This is a genomic window from Dysgonomonas sp. GY617, from assembly GCF_015233815.1.
GTDB lineage: Bacteria > Bacteroidota > Bacteroidia > Bacteroidales > Dysgonomonadaceae > Dysgonomonas_A.
Map to the genome: position 1 here is coordinate 1 of NZ_JADCLR010000024.1, position 17,451 is coordinate 17,451.

Consider the following 17,451-nt stretch of genomic DNA (forward strand, 5'->3'; position numbering starts at 1 on the left):
CTTTCATTCTTTTTTTAGCTAAAACAGAATGAATAAAGGCTTAAAATTTCTACTGCTGGTTTGAAATTAGCAGGTCTGATTTTTAGTATAACAATATCGTCTGTTTATTGTTTATTTGGATATGTATTATATATACAACTCAAATTGGAGAAGATCCAGAAGATATTCGTTTTAGGGATTTATTGGCCTGTTACTTTTGAAGCAATTTTTTTTTCTTGGCTTTAGCTTTAGTTGGATATATTATATATATTACCATAAATTATGGAGTATAAAATGCATAACATTATAAGAGTAGGAGCTAATTATTTAATATAAATTTTTATCTTTGTCGCTATAAGCGAACTCACTACTCAAATAATGAGAATAAAATTAACAAACATACCCACCAATAACAATCTAAAGTTTAACGATTTAGATTTGGCTATGTGCGTTGAAATATTAGAGAGAGAGAGAGAGAGAGAGAGAGAGAGAGAGAGAGAGAGAGAGAGAGAGAGAGACTAACTAGCGAACATGCTGGTAATAAATATATTTTAGACGGATTACTCCGTCTTTTTTTGTTATTGCGTTTTTTATACATATTCTTTTCCCCTTTTACATATTTCCCCAATATATATATCGATAGTTGTTCCGGTAAAGGTTTTCGTGTAGCAGATTTGTTTTTTTGTTGTCGTTCAAAATCAGTACGATATTTCCTTTTACTTATGGCACAACTATGTCCGGCAGCAGCGTGTAGAGATTACATGCTGCTGCTTTCTTTGAATAAACTAACTAACTAACTAACTATATAATAACTAACAAGTAATAAATTTGAAAAAATGAGAAAAAAGAATCTTTTGCTAATGGGAATATTTTCTCTGGGTATGCTCAACGCTCAGGTCGGCATAAATACAACGAATCCTCAGGGTGTTTTTCATGTAGATCCCCAAAAAGATACAAATGTAACCGGCACAAGCGGCACAGAAGATGATATTATAGTCACCTCTGCAGGAAATATGGGTATTGGCACTATAAATCCTGAAGCAAAGCTGCATATTAAAACTACAGGAACAAGTACAAATCCAGTTTCAGGTTTTCGCTTAGAGGATGGACATGAAGGGGACGGTAATATTCTCCATTCAGAAAATAGTTCAGGTCTGTCTAGTTGGTATGGTCTACCTCGAATAGAGTCAATTATTTTTAATAAGCCGTCATCTTGCCCTAATATACCTCTTCTGGATAATTCTAATTACTCCGCAACTAATGCCACAATCGTTCTACCTCCAGGACGCTGGTTACTTATGATAGTAACATATCTGCCGGTAAGGGGAGGTTTAGATCCTCTGGGTTCTTTTTCTATTTCTACATCTTTCGCAGATAATACCACAATAGCTAATAACGGCTTATCTTTTGCTTCACTAAGGTCACCGGATCTAGAAGGGGATGGGAGAATTTTATTTCAGGGAACGATGTCATACACTAGCGCTGGAATCTTATCCGGTTCAGTTATTATAGAAAATCAGAGCGGTTCGACCAAAACTTACTACTATATAGCTGGAGATGTTGTAGTTTTTTCTTCTTCTTCTTCTTCTTCTTTCCTCAGTGAATTTGGAGGGAGATGGGGTGAAGATAATATAATTGCTTATCGCCTTCCAGTGGAAATTTGAATAAATTAGAAAATAATAGATTATGATTAAATATTTCTTGTTTAACTTACTGACTATGCTATCCCCGGCTATTATAGCTCAGGTAGGTATTAATACAATACATCCTTTGGATGGAGCAATGCATATAGATGCAAAGGGTAATAATCCGGCAGGTGTTCTTTCCCCGGCAGATTACGAAGACGATGTATTTATAAGCTCAGCAGGTTATTTGGGGATTGGTCAGGTTAATCCAATAAGTCATGTACATATAAAGAGAAATTCTTTATATAACGGAATAAAGATTGAGGATGGTAGTCAATCTGTCGGTAAAATCTTAACTTCAGATGCTTCCGGAAACGCACTATGGAAATATGCAGGAGCAACGGATTTTGTGATAGGTTCTTTAGGAGCGGGATATTCTGAAGTGATTAGTAATATGAGCACTAGTTCTATTGTTACTTTAGGCCTTCCTTTAATCACTTTCGATAATTCTTATATTGATTTAAAGCCGGGAATGTGGGCTGTTATAGTAAATATTAAGTTAACTCTAACTAATGTACCCTCGACAGAAGATCAAATATTCTGGTTTAGGACTTCTTTTAGTGATGCTCCTAATGGTCTTCTCAGTTCAGATATTATCGGTAGTGTTTTTCTGACAGGTATCGTACGGGGAACAGGATCAAATTCGTTATCTGGTACTATTATAATTCGTAATTCATCGACCGGAGTAAAGAGGTATTATTATGGTGCTGGTCATGTTGGTAAATCTTCTGGATTAAACCCTTCAGGTATATTAAGTAATTTTGCGGACAATAGCCCGGAGAATTATCTTCTAGCTTTAAGACTATCTTATTAAAATAATAAATCGGTTAAAACATATGAAAAATTTCTCTAAATATATATGGGTTCTCTTTATTTTCTTATTTCCACTTTCCACCTTCTCACAGATTGGTATAAATACAGAGAATGTCGGATCAAATCTAGTATTACATGTGGACGGATCTAAAGATAATCCATTAACAGGAGCTGCAACAAATGCTCAAATGCTCAATGATGTGGTAATAGACGAGTACGGTAATGTTGGAGTTGGGACAAATGCACCCGGTACGAAATTACATATTGTAACAGGCGGTAGCACAATTGCCCCCAATTCTCAGTTGACAATTCAGACGGGTGATGAAGGTGTGGATAAAGTCCTCTATTCATCAGCCGATGGTACCGGTATCTGGGCAGCATATGCTCCGAGAATGCAATTCGGAACATTTAGTCCTTCAGGAGCTAATATTGCTATAAATACAACAAATTATCAGAATACTCAAAGTTACATAAGCTTGCCTCCGGGTGAATGGCTGGTTTTTTATAGTCTATATATTAATAACTATACCGGTACACTTCCAGCTTTTGATAACCGGCGAATTTACATTCTCTCGAGTCTCTCGGAATCTTTATCTTCTACATCTGTTTCAGGGGATATAACAGGAAGTTGGACTATTCAGGGCTCTTCTGTTTTTTTAGGTTCTCAAAATCAGCTAAGAGGTTGTTTTAAGATTAATAATCAAACAGGAAGTGATAAAGCCTATTATCTTATCGTAGGTAAGATCAATGCCGGATTAAATATCGTATTGAATAATGTAGGACAAGCAGAAAAGAGTAGTTTTTATGCTTTTGGAATAAAAGATGCTTAATAATTATACTTCTTGAGTATAGCAATAACGAATAAAGTGTTTTGCCCAATAAGTGAAAGGTAATTCTAAAACTAGATATAACAATAATACTATCTTCTTTTAACGAGTTCGTATTTCTCGAATTATTCTTTTTTAGAAAAAATGCGAATAACTAAAAATGGGTGAAAGTTTCTCATGTTGTTGTTCTTTTTCATATATATCCTATCGGAGATTTGTTTGTAACTATTTTTGAGTGTTTTGTGTTATAGAGGGTCTGTTTATGTGATATATCTATTTAGTTTTAGACCTAAATAGTATATCTAATCTAGTGTTTAATGTATTCTTTTGTAATACATTTTGGCTAATGAGAAGCCGAATTTTTATAAAGAAGAATAAACTGAAGGATTTCACTGCTGATGAAATCATATTTATAATACAAAGAGAACTGGCATATTGCGAGTCCATAGACATTTTCGAGTAAGAAAATTAAAATAAAGATATTTTGATTATGAACAGAAACATTTTTGGGGTATTAGCCCTTTCCGCAGCATTATTATTATCAAGTTGTGGAGCAAGCAATACAGTTAAAGGTACAGGTGTTGGCGCAGGTGCAGGCGGTGCATTAGGTGCAGGTATAGGTGCAATTCTAGGTGGTGGCAAAGGTGCTGCTTGGGGTGCAGGTATAGGTGCCGTTATAGGCGGTGGAGCTGGTGCAATCATCGGTAACAAAATGGATAAGCAAAAGAAAGAACTAGAAGAAATAAATGGTGCTCAGGTAGAATCTGTTAATGATGGACAAGCTATCAAAGTAACATTCGAATCGGGTATATTGTTTGCAACAAACTCTAGCTCATTGAATTCGGCATCACAAAGTGCTCTTAGTCAATTTGCATCTTCTTTGAGAAATCACCCTGATACAGATATCAATATCGCAGGTCATACCGATAGTTCAGGTTCTGACGCAATCAATAACCCACTATCTGAAAAACGTGCTCAAGCCGTTTATAATTTTCTTTTACAACAAGGTGTTGCAGGCAATCGTATGACTTCAGCAGGTATGGGATCTACAGAACCAGTTGCTGACAACAGCACTTCTGCAGGTAAAGCTCAAAATCGTCGTGTGGAAATATATATCCACCCTAACGAGAAAATGGTTAGAGACGCTGAAACTGGTAAATGATTTGATGTTTATCTCCAGATATCTATCTAGATGAATTATATTTATTAAAGAAAGTAATGGAAGTAAATACGATGTCGGTCTTCTTATCTATTCAGACATCCAAATATTTCATGGCAAGATACTGATACTTATTAGATTTTATTATTTCTATTGATATTGGGGAAAGATTGCTTATATTCTAATATTCGATAATAGGAATAATTTTTTCTTAGACACTAATATATTTAGCTGTTCCAGAATACTTTATAACTTACTCTAAACTACTGTTTGTTTTGGGTATACTTCTTTAACTTCTTCCTCTGGTACAGTTTATTTGATAGTATTATGTAGTGATTACATGATACTATTCTTTTATCGAAATGAGAAATAATAACCATAAATGAGTAGGAAGTTTCTCTTTTTTTGTGAATTTATTCATTTTGGATTTATTTGTCTCCTTTTTAGAGTATTTTATCTTGTATACAGTCTATAAATGTGATGAATTAGATACTGAATTGATGCAAATATCTATTTAGTATTCATGTTGGATATGTTTATTTGTTGGTTGATATATGCGATGGCATGAGTTTTCTTGACACCTAAAGCTATATTGTTGATATAATTACTAATACATAAAAAATAATATATGACACAAATCAATTTTGATTATAAAAATATTCCTCACACATTTACTCCATGGGCAGCTTCACAAGATAGATATAACGACATGGTATATAGAAGAGTTGGGGACTCAGGTCTCATTCTTCCCATAATATCGCTTGGACTTTGGTATAACTTTGGAGATAATCGTCCTTTTGACGTACAACGTGAGATACTTCGACATGCTTTTGACAAAGGCATTACCCACTTTGATTTAGCCAATAATTATGGACCACCTTATGGTTCTGCGGAAGAAAACTTTGGACGGATGATGCGGACAGACTTCAAACCTTATCGGCATGAACTCATTATCTCCAGTAAGGCTGGCTGGGATATGTGGCCGGGACCACAGGGGCAATTAGGTTCTCGTAACTATCTACTATCTAGCCTTGATGATTCCCTTCGTCGACAATCTGTAGACTACTTTGATATCTTCTATTCTCACCGTTTTGATCCCATAACTCCACTTGACGAGACGATAGGAGCATTAGCTAGTGCCATTCATTCCGGCAAAGCTAGGTATGTAGGTATATCATCATACTCAGCCAAACACACTGCCAAAGCTAAAGAAATTGCTAACCAGCTAGGTATTCCTCTTATTATTCACCAGCCATCATATAATTTACTTAACAGATGGATTGAATCGGGGCTCACCGATGAACTCCGAGCAACAGGTATGGGAGCAATCTCATTTACAGCATTAGCACAAGGACTACTTACCGATCGTTTTGCCACTCAGAATTTGAACGAAATTTCTCGGGCAACGAAACGTCCCAGTCTTCCCGATAGCATGATTACAGAAGAAGTCCTTTTCAGGATTCAAGGACTAAAAACGATTGCCGATAAACGCGGACAGTCTCTTTCCCAGATGGCACTAGCATGGGTGTTACGTGATCCAGTTATTGCATCAACCCTTATAGGTATATCCAGTGTTACACAGCTAGATGAAAATCTGGGAGTACTTAATAATCTAACATTCTCTATTCAAGAATTAGTTGCCATTAATAAATTTGCAGTAGACTCAGGTATTGATTTATGGCGGACTTCATCTGATCTTTAAGAGTTACTTATAAATATAAAATGGTACTTGACGAAGAATACTATAAAGAAAAATGTAATGGAAATGAAGAACAAATGTTTAATTAAATAATCAAATCAATGAAAAAGTATTTCGCAGAAATGATCGGGACTATGGTCCTAGTTATTATGGGGTGTGGAGCAGCAGTCTTTGCTGGAGCAGAACAACCTTTTACCTCTGTAGGTACACTGGGTGTTGCATTCGCTTTCGGTTTATCTGTAGTTGCTATGGCCTATACAATAGGTAAAGTCTCAGGATGTCATATCAATCCAGCTATCACGCTGGGTGTATTCTTATCAAAGAGAATGTCAGCAAAAGATGCAGGTATGTACATTATATTTCAGGTTATAGGGGCTATCATTGGTTCTGCAATATTGTATATTCTGGCTAAAGATTCAGCCTCAATGACAACATTGACAGGGGCAAACGGTTTTGCAGAGGATTCTCTGATTACAGCTTTTATTGCAGAAACAGTATTTACTTATATCTTTTTGATGGTAGTTTTGGGTGCTACCTCTAAGAATGGAGCCGGTAATTTTGCAGGACTAGCAATTGGATTGTCTTTAGTCTTAATCCATATTGTATGTATACCTATTACAGGAACATCTGTAAACCCTGCTCGTAGTATCGGGCCAGCTTTATTCGATACAATTGAAGGAGGTAAAGCATTATCTCAACTATGGTTATTTATTATAGCCCCTTTTCTTGGTGCTGCTATTGCTGCAATTGTATGGAAAGTTATTGACTCTGATAAAGCTTAATATTATTATCATATAAAGACCTTCATAGCAATATGAGGGTCTTTTTATTTATCTTGTTTTATGATTAAAGGACTAGTTTTATCCGATTGTAATTCTTGACAAAGCCTATTTTTTCTTAGAGTTCCTTTTATACCATAAATGCCAGTCAGATTATTAGATAGAAGTATAATTGTTATTGTATTTTAATTTTTTTTTACTTTATATTTGCAACTGTAAATAAGTAATAGTTTGAACTTTAGTTATTTAGGTTTTGGTTGTGTATTGAAATGTTAGAGAGAGAGAACTAGCGAACATGCTGGTAATAAAGATATTTTAGGCAGAGTGATCTGTCTTTTTTTGTTATTGTGTTTTACATACATAATGTTTTCAACTTTTACATATTTCCCCAATACATATATCAATAGTTGTTCAGGTAGACGTTTTCGTATGCCTGATTTGTTTTATACAATAACTTTCATAATACCAACTAAAAGATGGGGGATGTCTATAACACAATAATTTGGTCGATGAATCCAATAGAGAATGTGGTAAGAAGTAATAAATATGTAATATTAATGAGTGCTTTGGATATTCTATTACTTATTTTTTGACAATACAGTTTATCAGAATGTAGTGGGCAATGCAGCTATATTGACGTATCTAATTAGCCTTCAATTTACTGTTACTAAAGTGCATTTGTAAGGGTTAAATAATGAGTATAATCCAATAATAATATATTATGAATATTCTATACGTTCATAGTATATTTTTGTAAGTAGTTACTCTGATAAAACAGTAATTACCTCTGACGAACTGAGTAATATAATAAAGCCAATTTTTAGCCAATTTACAATTTATTTTGGTATACTAAAGTCCTTGTTGGTGAATAATGAAGATAATCCTGAAATTTGTTTAAATCGAAGTAATTCGTCTTTGTCCATACCTATGTTTTTTAGAATCCAAGTATCACTCATTCCTGCTTTTTTGAGTTCAGTAACAATGGTTGTCATTAGTTCAATATTATGTGTACCTCGAGCACGATTATGTCTAATTGTTGATGCCATTCGGTTTGACAGATCTTTTTCGAGGACCACAACTGGTAAAATTCCTTTTTCGCGTTTATAAATGCGTTTTGATGTTTTCATCACTAAATACCGATGATAGCCATCCACGAGTTCATATTTGTCTGTATCTGGAAGATAATAACAGACACAAGGCATAGTGTATCCATCTTCCCAAATGGATAACTCCAAAAGTTTCATTTCAGGAGGTGCTACAACATTGGGATTGTATGCATTTGCTTGTATCTTCTCAATTTCAACTGCTCTGACATTATAAACTGGGCTTTTGTAATTTTCCATATATATTCACATAAAAATCCATGATTCGTGCTCTATTCTCTATTTCTTTCTTTGTCATCGTAAATCCCATATATTTACATAAGTGATCGTTCTTGAGTATGCATATACACATACGTTTAAATGTTGGAAGTTCCTTAAAATCTGTAATTTCAATATTATCTTGGTATTCCATCTTAACAGGGCGCTTATTAGTCTTATAGTTGCTATAATCTGAAACTTCTATCTTAATTTTAAGAGCTTGTAACTCTTCTATTGTTTTTTCAGACAAACAGCCTCCTTTATTACGCCAAAAGTTGATACTAACAGACAATTTTTGTAGATAATTCAGTCGGGTACTTTCCGGTAAAGTTGATAGTAGATAATGCATATAGCTTTCCCATGTATGCCCCCTAGGTAAAATAATTTTTTGTTTTGCCACAAGGCTAGTATGTCCATATAGTGCTGTAAAGTTCACACCATTTACACGGCATATCATTTTTCCCCACATATCAGGGTCAATAGCCCGGTATAGTGATAAACTTTCTCTTGCTGTAGATATAAATGGACTAGCTACTCTTTGCATTTCTAATGGTACACCTGCTTGATAGTAAAGATCATATAATCGATTATACTCCCATTTAAAACGACAATTGGCAGTCCAGATATCGGTTGTTAACCAATCATATATAACATAGGCATTGTAGATGTTTTCTTTTATTTGACGTGTCCATTTTTTATAATGGTACATATTATATCTGTTATTGCTATGTATGGTTCTCCAACGATGCAGGCTTTCTTGTGTTCTTATGCCAACTAGACAACAAGTTTTATCAGCTTTCTTTAATCGATGATACCATTGTGCAAAAAGTGTATAAAAATCATAATCCCACATTTCTTCATTATAGAAAGGGAAATCTTTTTTTGTATAGCTGCCTGAAGGAATTTCTCTGACCCATAATTTTTTACATTCTTCATCCCAAGGACGCCAGAACATTTGATACATTGAGGTACAGGTGCTAACTTTAAAAGGTACACAAACTCGATAGACTTCTATGATATCAGGGTTTGTATTAAAAATATGGTCAATATAGCGAAGTGTTTCGTTGTACTGTATTTCGTAATCCATATGAAAAACTCCTATTTTTCTTTTAAGGCCGGTTTCTCTGAGATATTGTATACAAAGATTCAGCATTACGCTACTGTCTTTACCTCCCGAAAAAGAAATATAGATGTTATCAAATTCTTTAAAGATGGTATCAATCCGGCACATAGCTCGTTCATAGACATTTTTCTTCATTATTAAATACTTTCATTTTTGCATATCTCTTCCAAAAAAGAACAGTTGAAAAACCACTGTACTCAAAGTAGGAAATATGCTTTATTTGTGTTACAGATTCTATCATAAAATCGAGATGGAGCGCCTTGATAATCCTTTTTAATAATGCTGAAAATACTTTGGAGTCGTCATCTGCTATATAATAATTGTTTATAATGGCTTTACCTTCCTTAAGTTTTACAGGAATAAAACCAAGTGTAACACCTTTATTTGTTGCTATAAACCATTTATATTCAGAAGAGGTTCTGTAAGGATAGTTAAGATTATAACTTAGGATCTTTTCATCCATTATGAGGTGGGCAACTAGATAGTATAGCCGTTGGTCTTCTCCTTCCAGTTCTATAATTTCCATATTTTATATATATTAAATACGAGGATAAAATCCTGTAGTTTCTTCTAAACTGTGTATGTAATAAGGCTAGAATCTTCACTCTTTTATAGCTTGACAAAATTAACAATTATATGTGTTTTGAACAAATGGTTCTGTTGTTTTAATAGACTTTTTTTATCGAATACCCTTATGTAAATTAAATAAGTTATTTTATTGAAAATGTCTGCTTATATTATTATTGTTTTATGAATCAGTATTTAAAATTCTATTTTTTTTTTACAAGGTTAAGTATTTTTGTTTGTTTTATAGTAATAAATTAATAGAATTAAAGAAAATAAATTTAACAAATTTGAAATTGTCAAATTGTGTTATTTTTAAATTGGCTAACAACTTTAAATGCCTTGATTGTCTGTTGTGTTTGTTGTTTGTGTTGTTTTCCTCTTTTATGTGGCATCTATTGTTTCTTTATTTGTGTATTTGGAGTTTTAATATGCTTTGTTTTTGTGGAGTTTGATTTTATTTAGACATAAATAGTGTCATTTTAATTGTTTTAAATATTTTTATTTATCTAAATATTTTCTGATTCTTAAGAAGGTTTTCCTTTATTCATTAACTTACGCATGATGATACTCGAGATTAAATACGAAAGCTTGGTTATTCGTTGTCGTTTACAACATAATATTTATCTTGTTTATTGTAAAATCTTGTTATGTCTAGTAGTGTGTCGTGATTACATGCTATTGTTTTTTTGAATTACATATACAATATAATAAAGCTATTATACTTAGGTAAATTTTAAAATTTAGAATGTTAAATCAGAAAACACATGTAATGAAATTTTTATTAATTAATTAGAAATGGAGGTTTTTTATGGTAAAGTACATCGACAGTCAAAAAATGGGTAGAGCTCAGCATGGTTGGTTAGATAGTCATTTTCATTTTTCTTTTGCAGAGTATTGCAATCCAGAAAATGTTCGTTTTGGAGTTCTGCGTGTTTTAAATGATGATATTGTTCAGTCTAGTGAAGGTTTTGCTACCCATCCACATAAAGATATGGAAATCATTTCTTATGTTATTCAAGGTGAACTTTCTCACCGAGACAATATGGGAAATGCTCATAGTCTTACCAGAGGGCAATCTCAATATATGAGTGCTGGAACAGGGATTACTCACAGCGAATACAATTATACTGATAAAGAATTACGATTTGCTCAAATATGGTTTTTCCCCGATAAGCAGGGATATAAGCCCAATTATGGAGATTACCGATTTAGGCTTGAAGACAGATTGGATAAATGGCTACCGATAGCCACCTCTTATAATAATAAAGAAAGTTCTGCCCCAATAAAAATTCACGCTGATATAAATATGTTTGCTACAATTCTAGCAAAAGAAAAACAGATAGAGTTTCAGGTGAGTGATAATCGTCAGGTATATTTAGTCCTGCTTGAAGGGGATGCAATAGTAAATAATATTCATCTTAATATGCGTGATGCATTAGAAATTGTAAAAGAAAATATATTTATTACAGCAAAACAGGAATCACATTTTTTAATTATTGAGATGGCCTTTGACGAAGAATGTTATAAAGAAAAATATAAAGGTAATGAAGAGCAATATACAGGTGAATAGCTATTTCAATGAAAGGGATGAAGTGAAGTAAGAGTGATTCTGCACTCTGTATTTTATTTGTAAATATACATTGTTATATTTATATTTTGGACACTTCCCTTATCTTCATAGTATTTATACTACTATCTAACATTCAATAATCAGTTTTTGGATTTGTAGATTTTTTTTAGGCAATTTTGCCAATATATAAATAAAATTTATCATGATGAATACTAAAACGTTAAAAGAAAAAAAGGTTGCAGCAGTCAATACGGAAATTGCAACATTCATTGGAGAAATTTTCTCATTTAATAGCAGTTTGAAACTTCATCACTGGCATATTACAGGAGAATGTAGTTATTCTCAGCATATTGCATTGGACCAAGCTCTGGAGGACTTGCTTGATGTGACAGACCGTTTGGTAGAAACTTCTTATGCTATAAAAGGAGATTTGGAGATTGTTATTCCTAAAACAAAGAATCCAGTAGATATAATCAAGCATATTGAGAATTTCTTCGCTTATTCAGAATCTCAAAGAGAACTGTTTACAGATGCTTTTACTCTAGCTATAATTGATGATTATCAGGAAGCTATCCAACAGTTATTGTACCGTCTAAAAAGACTTCAATAATTTTTCATTTTTTTTTAAATTAGCATTTCATAAGTAGGAAAACATGTTTTCCTACTTATGAAATGCTAATTTAAAAAAAAATATCTATATTTACCCCTGTAAAATAACCCTTTACTCAAACAATGGTCATGAAATTAACAAACATATCCACTAATAACAATCTAAAGTTTAACGATTTAGATTTGGTTGTGTGCGTTGAAATATTAGAGAGAGAGAGAGAGAGAGAGAGAGAGAGAGAGAGAGAGAGAGAGACTAACTAGCGAACATGCTGGTAATAAAGATATTTTAGGCGGAGTAATCCGTCTTTTTTTGTTATTGCGTTTTACGTACACATTTTTTTCAGCTTTTACATATTTCCCCAATATATATAGTTGTTCAGGTAAAGGTTTTCGTATTTCTGATTTGCTTTTTATAGTCGTTCAAAATCAGTACGATTTTTTCGTTTACCTATGGCACAATTATGTCCAGCAGTGGTATGTAGTGATTACATGCTGCTGCTTTTTCGTACATTATCAACTAAAATACAAAGTGGAGAATTACCTTTTTCATTCACAAAAAATCTATACGATCACACTATATTAATAATAATAACAACAATGAAGAAAAGTGTTTTACTACTAATGGGACTGTTTTTTATCGGGCTTACGAAAGCTCAGGTCGGGATAAACACCCGATCCCCACAAGGTATCTTACATATCGACCCACGAGGTGACACCAGTGGCAGCCTCAACGTGAGTGATGATGTAGCAATGAATAAAAACGGCAATATAGGTATAGGAACTACAAATCCCTTGGGAAAACTGGAGATAATAAGCTCAACTCCCGGAGCTATCCGAATTTCAGATACAAGTGAGGGCTCGACAAAGGTACTAACCAGCGCATTGACCGGGACAGCCAGCTGGGTAAATATTATTGGCAGCTGGAATGCTTCTATCACTGGTGGTAATCTACCCTACACCGCCGCAATAGGTTCTCGAAAAATTAATTTTACGGGAGGATCTATCTCCAACTCGACATTAGGAAACATCAATATTCCAAATGGTAGTATAACAGTTCCCTACAACGGCACATACAGGCTTACTTTGTTCGGTATATCATTAATGAATAGAGGAAGTGGATATTTTATAGCAGGATTTTATTCTGTAAGAAGAAATGGAAGCGCTATCTGGTCGCCTCACTCATTGGGATCAACCCTCATATCCTCTTCACCATATGTTAGCTATGATACATTTACAATCTTAAACCAAAACGATGTATTAACGATCTTCTCTTCGGAAAGGGATATAAACTATGCAAATGGAGTATCGAACTTAACACTATTTATAGAATTCGTAAAATAAAAAATCATGAATAAAATAATACTCATAATCATCACATTACTATCCTGCAATATCTGCATGGCTCAAATTGGCATTAATACCGAAAACCCAAAAACGTTATTACATATAGATGGAGCTTCTACTCCTGCAACAACAAACCCATCAACGGGCGCTATTACAGCTGCTCAAGCAGTTGACGACATTGTCTTCACAGATCAGGGAAGTGTAGGGATAGGAACTATCAGTCCTACCACCAAATTGGATATTATAAGCCAAACGGCAGGAGGTGCTATAAGAATAGTGGATACCACACAAGGAGTAGGCAAAATGCTCGTGTCCGACGCTAATGGTGTAGGCACGTGGGCATCGGTTATCGGCTCGTGGTTTGCACTATTAGATGTTAGTTGGCCTGCCACATATCAGACTTCAACTACTATTCGACAATTAACCAATTTCAGCAACAGTGCTATTTCCAGTGTTTTACAGGGTAGTGTAAATATGTCAGCAGGAACTATTCAGGTTCCCTATACCGGCAGATACAGAGTTACTGTATCAGGACACTGGGGTACAAACAGAGTCGGAAATAATCCCTACTTAGTTGCTCCACATATATATGTGAATGGTGTTTCGGTATGGAACGGGAGTATTGTAGGATATAGCAATGGTTGGGGGATAAGCCCTATTTTTGTATCTATACTAAATTTCACTGCGGGAGATATCATCACAATATACACCGATGAAACTAGTACAAGCAATGCAAATATGATCGATCAGTGTTCTCTTATTCTTGAATTTATTCAGTAAAAGGATATATAATTGCCTTAATTTATTTACTCATTTACTGTTTATCTAAAGCAAATAATGACAATATCTTTTTGAGAATGAAAAAGTGAAGATATATGTCAATATATTACACTTCATATCACGGGTAAATGGCTTTTTTTACAGCAATTTATATATAAATATGTGTGCATGTGAAGCGTCAATTTGAAGAAGATATAGCTCAATTAAATAATTCTAGAGAACAAGGTATTTGATATAAATGAAAGCTTTCATTATGGCTTTTGTGGATTCTAATTGCAAGGGCAATTAGAAAGTTCGTTTTGGGATGATTTTCTCCAAAGTCGAAAATCACTGTGGAGCAAAAATCAGGTTGTTTATGGGAAATTTAAATGGAGGAAAGAACAGGATAAAGGAGGTCGGAAGAAGGTCAGCGATCCGGTGGTATTTCGGTATCAGTCGATAAGGTAAAATTTGAAGCCCTGTTTCTACAATCTTGATTTATGGAAAGGTCTAAATTTATTACATCTATGATCTTCAATCGTCCAATGAAAGTAGTGAAGATCGATAAAACGGCGATAGATTATTATATGAGGCTGACCACTTTCTACTTTCAGTACCAGGCAAGCGGCGTGAATTATAATCAAACAGTTAAGGCAATAAAGGTCAACTTCACAGATAGAAGAGCAATGGCTTTGCTGTATAAACTGGGAAAAACGACCCTTCAACTAGTCATTATAAATAAACAAATTATTAGTTTGACTCATGAATTTGAAGAAAAATGGTTGCAAAAATAAACAGTAGATCTTTTATTTTTGGAGCGATTGCTTACAGTCAGGATAAGGTGGATGAAAATAAAGCAAGCATTATTTTTTTCAATAAAATGATGAAAAGTATTCCAGGTGATTCTGAATCCATATATTGAAGGTAGTGCAGGTGCATTATTCGCAACAAAAAGAATAAGTAAAAGAAAGAACTAGAATCGATAAACGGAGCTCAGATAGAATTTATTAATGATAGACAAGTTATTAAAGTAACCTTTGATGGGATCAATACAATCAGTAGTAGGTGATGGCTCAGTTGATAGAAGAGCTCAAAACTATTGAGTGGAAGTATATTCTACCTTAACTAAAAAATGATTAGAGACGTTGATCGGTAAATAATTCGATACTTATTGTCAAATATAAAGGAGAATCAGACTATTATAAAAGAATGTAATGGAGGAAAATATAGAGTCGGTTTTCTATGTATTTAGACATCTAATGCCACACGGCGAGATACTGATACTTATTAAACTTAGTAGAGTAGGCTTTAATTAGTGGATTTCTATCGATATTAGAGAAAGATCACTTATATTCTCATATTTATGATGATATGAATAGTTTTTCTTAAACACTAATATATTTAGCTATTCTAGAATATATTATAATTTATTCTAGATTGTTGTTATTTATCTAGGGTATACTCTTTTAATATTTTCCTCAGGTGAGGCTATGTTTGATAATATTATCTAGTGATACATAATGCTATTTATTTGTTAAGTTGAAAATAATAACTATAAATGAGTAAAAAGCTTCTCTTGTATATGCTTTTTCTGTGTGTGTATTTGTTTGTTCTTTTTTTTTTTTTGTCTTTTTTTGAGTTTTTTATATTGAGCGGAGTCTATTTTCTGATAAAATAAATACTGCATTGATATTTATATCAATGCAGTATTTATACTAGATGTATTTATTTGTTGTCAAATACAATTTAAAATAGAGTGTTTTTTTATAACAGTTCTTTTTAGAATAGTATGGAATACAAAAGCGAAAATAATAAAATACATTAATAGAAAAAAGGATATTAATTTTATGTTCAATAAAGTAAGCCATAAGAATTTATTAGTGATGTTTGGTATACTGCTTTGTATTCAGATTATAGTGTATCCTTTGCAGGCGCAGGATATTTCAGATATGAAATCTGTATCTACTACTACTACTACTACTACTACTACTACCGTCCTCAAGACAAACTTGCTGTACGATGCTTTGACAAACTTGAATCTTTCTGGGGAGTTTCGCCTGAACCGAAAACTGACTCTTGACTTTACAGTTATCTATAATCCATGGACTTTTACAGACGGTAAGAAGCTGAAAGTGCTGCTGTTCCAACCGGAGTTACGCTATTGGAAAGACGCATCGTTTAGAGGGCTTTTTGGTGGGCTACACTTGCATGCTGCTGGATTTAATACAGCTCGTGTCATAGACGATTACCATTATCAGGGTTGGCTAGCAGGTATTGGAGTGTCGCTGGGTTACCGCCATGAACTATCCCGCCGTTGGGCGCTGGAAGCAATTATCGGAGGAGGTTATGTTCATATGGATTATACAAAACACACTCTCGGCGAAATAAACCCAGATGGTTGCCGTACCTGCGGTTATAAGGTTGCATCGGATAAGAAGTATTACTGGGGTCTGACTAGAGCTGGTCTTTCGATATCCTATACCATAGGGCGGACGGTAAAAAGATCAGAGATCCCTGAAATATATCCTATGCCTACTGCATCCGCAGACAGTCCACCTATATCGGTTTCTATCGTACCCACAGATACGGTTTACATAAAACCGTACGTTAACAAGCAGTACCGCTATGAAAGTGGGAGTGCCTGTATATTGTTTCCTGTTGACCGCTATGTGGTCTATCCAGACTACGGTGATAACCATCGAGAGCTTGAGAGCATCGAGAGCTCAGTTGAAACTGTCCTAAAGCTATCTGCCTCTGAAATAGAACGTATAATAATAGAAGCTTATGCTTCTCCTGAAGGAGAATTAAGCCATAATATAGAATTGTCCGAAAGGCGTGCGGCAGCGCTTCGGGATTATATGGTTATAACCTACGGTTTTAATTCTAGCTGCTTCAGGGTGCGCTCAAAAGGCGAGAATTGGGACGGGCTGCGAGGGGCGGTTATAAACTCGGATGCCCTGTCTGGAGAAGAAAAAGCTGATATCTTGGGTATTCTGGACCTTCAGGACTTGTCCACCCGTAAGTCTCAGTTGAAAGAATACAATAATGGAAAACCCTATGCTTATCTATTGGCGGAGGTTTATCCTTTCTTGCGTGCGTGCGAATATGAGATTATTTACATGTTACCTCTGACTGCAGAAGAAACACAAAAAGATAATTAGGGTATATAATATAACA

Annotated in this window: 14 protein-coding genes and 1 pseudogene; 12 read left to right on the top strand and 3 right to left on the bottom strand. The window is 34.2% G+C overall.

Features of this window, described 5'->3' with window-relative positions; translation table 11 throughout:
- Positions 1-815 precede the first annotated feature (815 nt).
- The 6 genes from IR022_RS14225 to IR022_RS14250 all read left to right on the top strand — a co-directional run bounded on the left by IR022_RS14225 (position 816) and on the right by IR022_RS14250 (position 6,944).
- Positions 816-1,643 carry a hypothetical protein gene (locus tag IR022_RS14225; RefSeq protein ID WP_194204213.1) on the top strand — a complete coding sequence of 276 codons (828 nt, stop codon included), beginning with the start codon at positions 816-818 and terminating at the stop codon, positions 1,641-1,643.
- 22 nt (positions 1,644-1,665) lie between these two features.
- Positions 1,666-2,478: a hypothetical protein gene (locus tag IR022_RS14230; protein ID WP_194204214.1), complete on the top strand. Its 813-nt coding sequence runs from the start codon at positions 1,666-1,668 to the stop codon at positions 2,476-2,478.
- 22 nt (positions 2,479-2,500) lie between these two features.
- Positions 2,501-3,307, top strand: coding sequence for a hypothetical protein (locus tag IR022_RS14235; protein WP_194204215.1), 807 nt, complete (start codon positions 2,501-2,503; stop codon positions 3,305-3,307).
- 487 nt (positions 3,308-3,794) lie between these two features.
- Complete coding sequence (locus tag IR022_RS14240) at positions 3,795-4,466, top strand: OmpA family protein (protein WP_194204216.1); 672 nt, start codon at positions 3,795-3,797, stop codon at positions 4,464-4,466.
- A gap of 625 nt (positions 4,467-5,091) precedes the next feature.
- The gene (locus IR022_RS14245) at positions 5,092-6,165 is read left to right on the top strand and encodes an aldo/keto reductase (protein WP_194204217.1); all 1,074 of its coding nucleotides are present in this window, start codon (positions 5,092-5,094) and stop codon (positions 6,163-6,165) included.
- Between the two features lie 98 nt (positions 6,166-6,263).
- Positions 6,264-6,944, top strand: coding sequence for an MIP family channel protein (locus tag IR022_RS14250; RefSeq protein ID WP_194204218.1), 681 nt, complete (start codon positions 6,264-6,266; stop codon positions 6,942-6,944).
- A gap of 833 nt (positions 6,945-7,777) precedes the next feature.
- Here the strand turns inward: IR022_RS14250 and IR022_RS14255 are convergent.
- The 3 genes from IR022_RS14255 to IR022_RS14265 are packed head-to-tail and all read right to left on the bottom strand — an operon-like array spanning position 7,778 to position 9,951.
- Entirely contained in the window at positions 7,778-8,284 is a 507-nt protein-coding gene (locus IR022_RS14255) for an IbrB-like domain-containing protein (protein WP_194204219.1), read from the bottom strand.
- On the bottom strand, positions 8,256-9,560 hold the full coding sequence (locus tag IR022_RS14260; protein ID WP_194204220.1) for a DUF3440 domain-containing protein: 1,305 nt from the start codon (positions 9,558-9,560) through the stop codon (positions 8,256-8,258). Before IR022_RS14260 ends, IR022_RS14255 begins: the two co-directional genes overlap by 29 nt.
- On the bottom strand, positions 9,541-9,951 hold the full coding sequence (locus IR022_RS14265; RefSeq protein WP_194204221.1) for a hypothetical protein: 411 nt from the start codon (positions 9,949-9,951) through the stop codon (positions 9,541-9,543). The genes IR022_RS14260 and IR022_RS14265 overlap by 20 nt, the downstream gene beginning before the upstream one ends.
- A gap of 849 nt (positions 9,952-10,800) precedes the next feature.
- On the opposite strand from IR022_RS14265, the gene IR022_RS14270 reads away from it, so the two are divergent.
- From IR022_RS14270 to IR022_RS14295, 6 genes and pseudogenes are all read left to right on the top strand, one after another.
- Positions 10,801-11,562 (top strand): pirin family protein, encoded by a 762-nt coding sequence (locus tag IR022_RS14270; protein WP_194204222.1) that lies wholly within the window; start codon positions 10,801-10,803, stop codon positions 11,560-11,562.
- A 202-nt stretch (positions 11,563-11,764) separates the two neighbouring features.
- Positions 11,765-12,172, top strand: coding sequence for a DUF5856 family protein (locus tag IR022_RS14275; protein WP_242053267.1), 408 nt, complete (start codon positions 11,765-11,767; stop codon positions 12,170-12,172).
- A 596-nt stretch (positions 12,173-12,768) separates the two neighbouring features.
- Positions 12,769-13,512: a hypothetical protein gene (locus IR022_RS14280; protein WP_194204223.1), complete on the top strand. Its 744-nt coding sequence runs from the start codon at positions 12,769-12,771 to the stop codon at positions 13,510-13,512.
- A 6-nt stretch (positions 13,513-13,518) separates the two neighbouring features.
- Positions 13,519-14,295: a hypothetical protein gene (locus IR022_RS14285; protein WP_194204224.1), complete on the top strand. Its 777-nt coding sequence runs from the start codon at positions 13,519-13,521 to the stop codon at positions 14,293-14,295.
- Positions 14,296-14,625: 330 nt separating this feature from the next.
- Positions 14,626-15,068, top strand: a pseudogene (mobA, locus tag IR022_RS14290) (conjugal transfer protein MobA).
- A 1,053-nt stretch (positions 15,069-16,121) separates the two neighbouring features.
- Positions 16,122-17,435: a DUF3575 domain-containing protein gene (locus IR022_RS14295; RefSeq protein ID WP_194204225.1), complete on the top strand. Its 1,314-nt coding sequence runs from the start codon at positions 16,122-16,124 to the stop codon at positions 17,433-17,435.
- Positions 17,436-17,451 lie beyond the last annotated feature (16 nt).

What these genes read in the sequence shown, in the direction of transcription:
- IR022_RS14225 (WP_194204213.1), top strand. Translation starts at nt 816, where the DNA reads ATGAGAAAAAAGAATCTTTTGCTAATGGGAATATTTTCTCTGGGTATG.
- IR022_RS14230 (WP_194204214.1), top strand. Translation starts at nt 1,666, where the DNA reads ATGATTAAATATTTCTTGTTTAACTTACTGACTATGCTATCCCCGGCT.
- IR022_RS14235 (WP_194204215.1), top strand. Translation starts at nt 2,501, where the DNA reads ATGAAAAATTTCTCTAAATATATATGGGTTCTCTTTATTTTCTTATTT.
- IR022_RS14240 (WP_194204216.1), top strand. Translation starts at nt 3,795, where the DNA reads ATGAACAGAAACATTTTTGGGGTATTAGCCCTTTCCGCAGCATTATTA.
- IR022_RS14245 (WP_194204217.1), top strand. Translation starts at nt 5,092, where the DNA reads ATGACACAAATCAATTTTGATTATAAAAATATTCCTCACACATTTACT.
- IR022_RS14250 (WP_194204218.1), top strand. Translation starts at nt 6,264, where the DNA reads ATGAAAAAGTATTTCGCAGAAATGATCGGGACTATGGTCCTAGTTATT.
- IR022_RS14255 (WP_194204219.1), bottom strand. Translation starts at nt 8,284, where the DNA reads ATGGAAAATTACAAAAGCCCAGTTTATAATGTCAGAGCAGTTGAAATT.
- IR022_RS14260 (WP_194204220.1), bottom strand. Translation starts at nt 9,560, where the DNA reads ATGAAGAAAAATGTCTATGAACGAGCTATGTGCCGGATTGATACCATC.
- IR022_RS14265 (WP_194204221.1), bottom strand. Translation starts at nt 9,951, where the DNA reads ATGGAAATTATAGAACTGGAAGGAGAAGACCAACGGCTATACTATCTA.
- IR022_RS14270 (WP_194204222.1), top strand. Translation starts at nt 10,801, where the DNA reads ATGGTAAAGTACATCGACAGTCAAAAAATGGGTAGAGCTCAGCATGGT.
- IR022_RS14275 (WP_242053267.1), top strand. Translation starts at nt 11,765, where the DNA reads ATGATGAATACTAAAACGTTAAAAGAAAAAAAGGTTGCAGCAGTCAAT.
- IR022_RS14280 (WP_194204223.1), top strand. Translation starts at nt 12,769, where the DNA reads ATGAAGAAAAGTGTTTTACTACTAATGGGACTGTTTTTTATCGGGCTT.
- IR022_RS14285 (WP_194204224.1), top strand. Translation starts at nt 13,519, where the DNA reads ATGAATAAAATAATACTCATAATCATCACATTACTATCCTGCAATATC.
- IR022_RS14295 (WP_194204225.1), top strand. Translation starts at nt 16,122, where the DNA reads ATGTTCAATAAAGTAAGCCATAAGAATTTATTAGTGATGTTTGGTATA.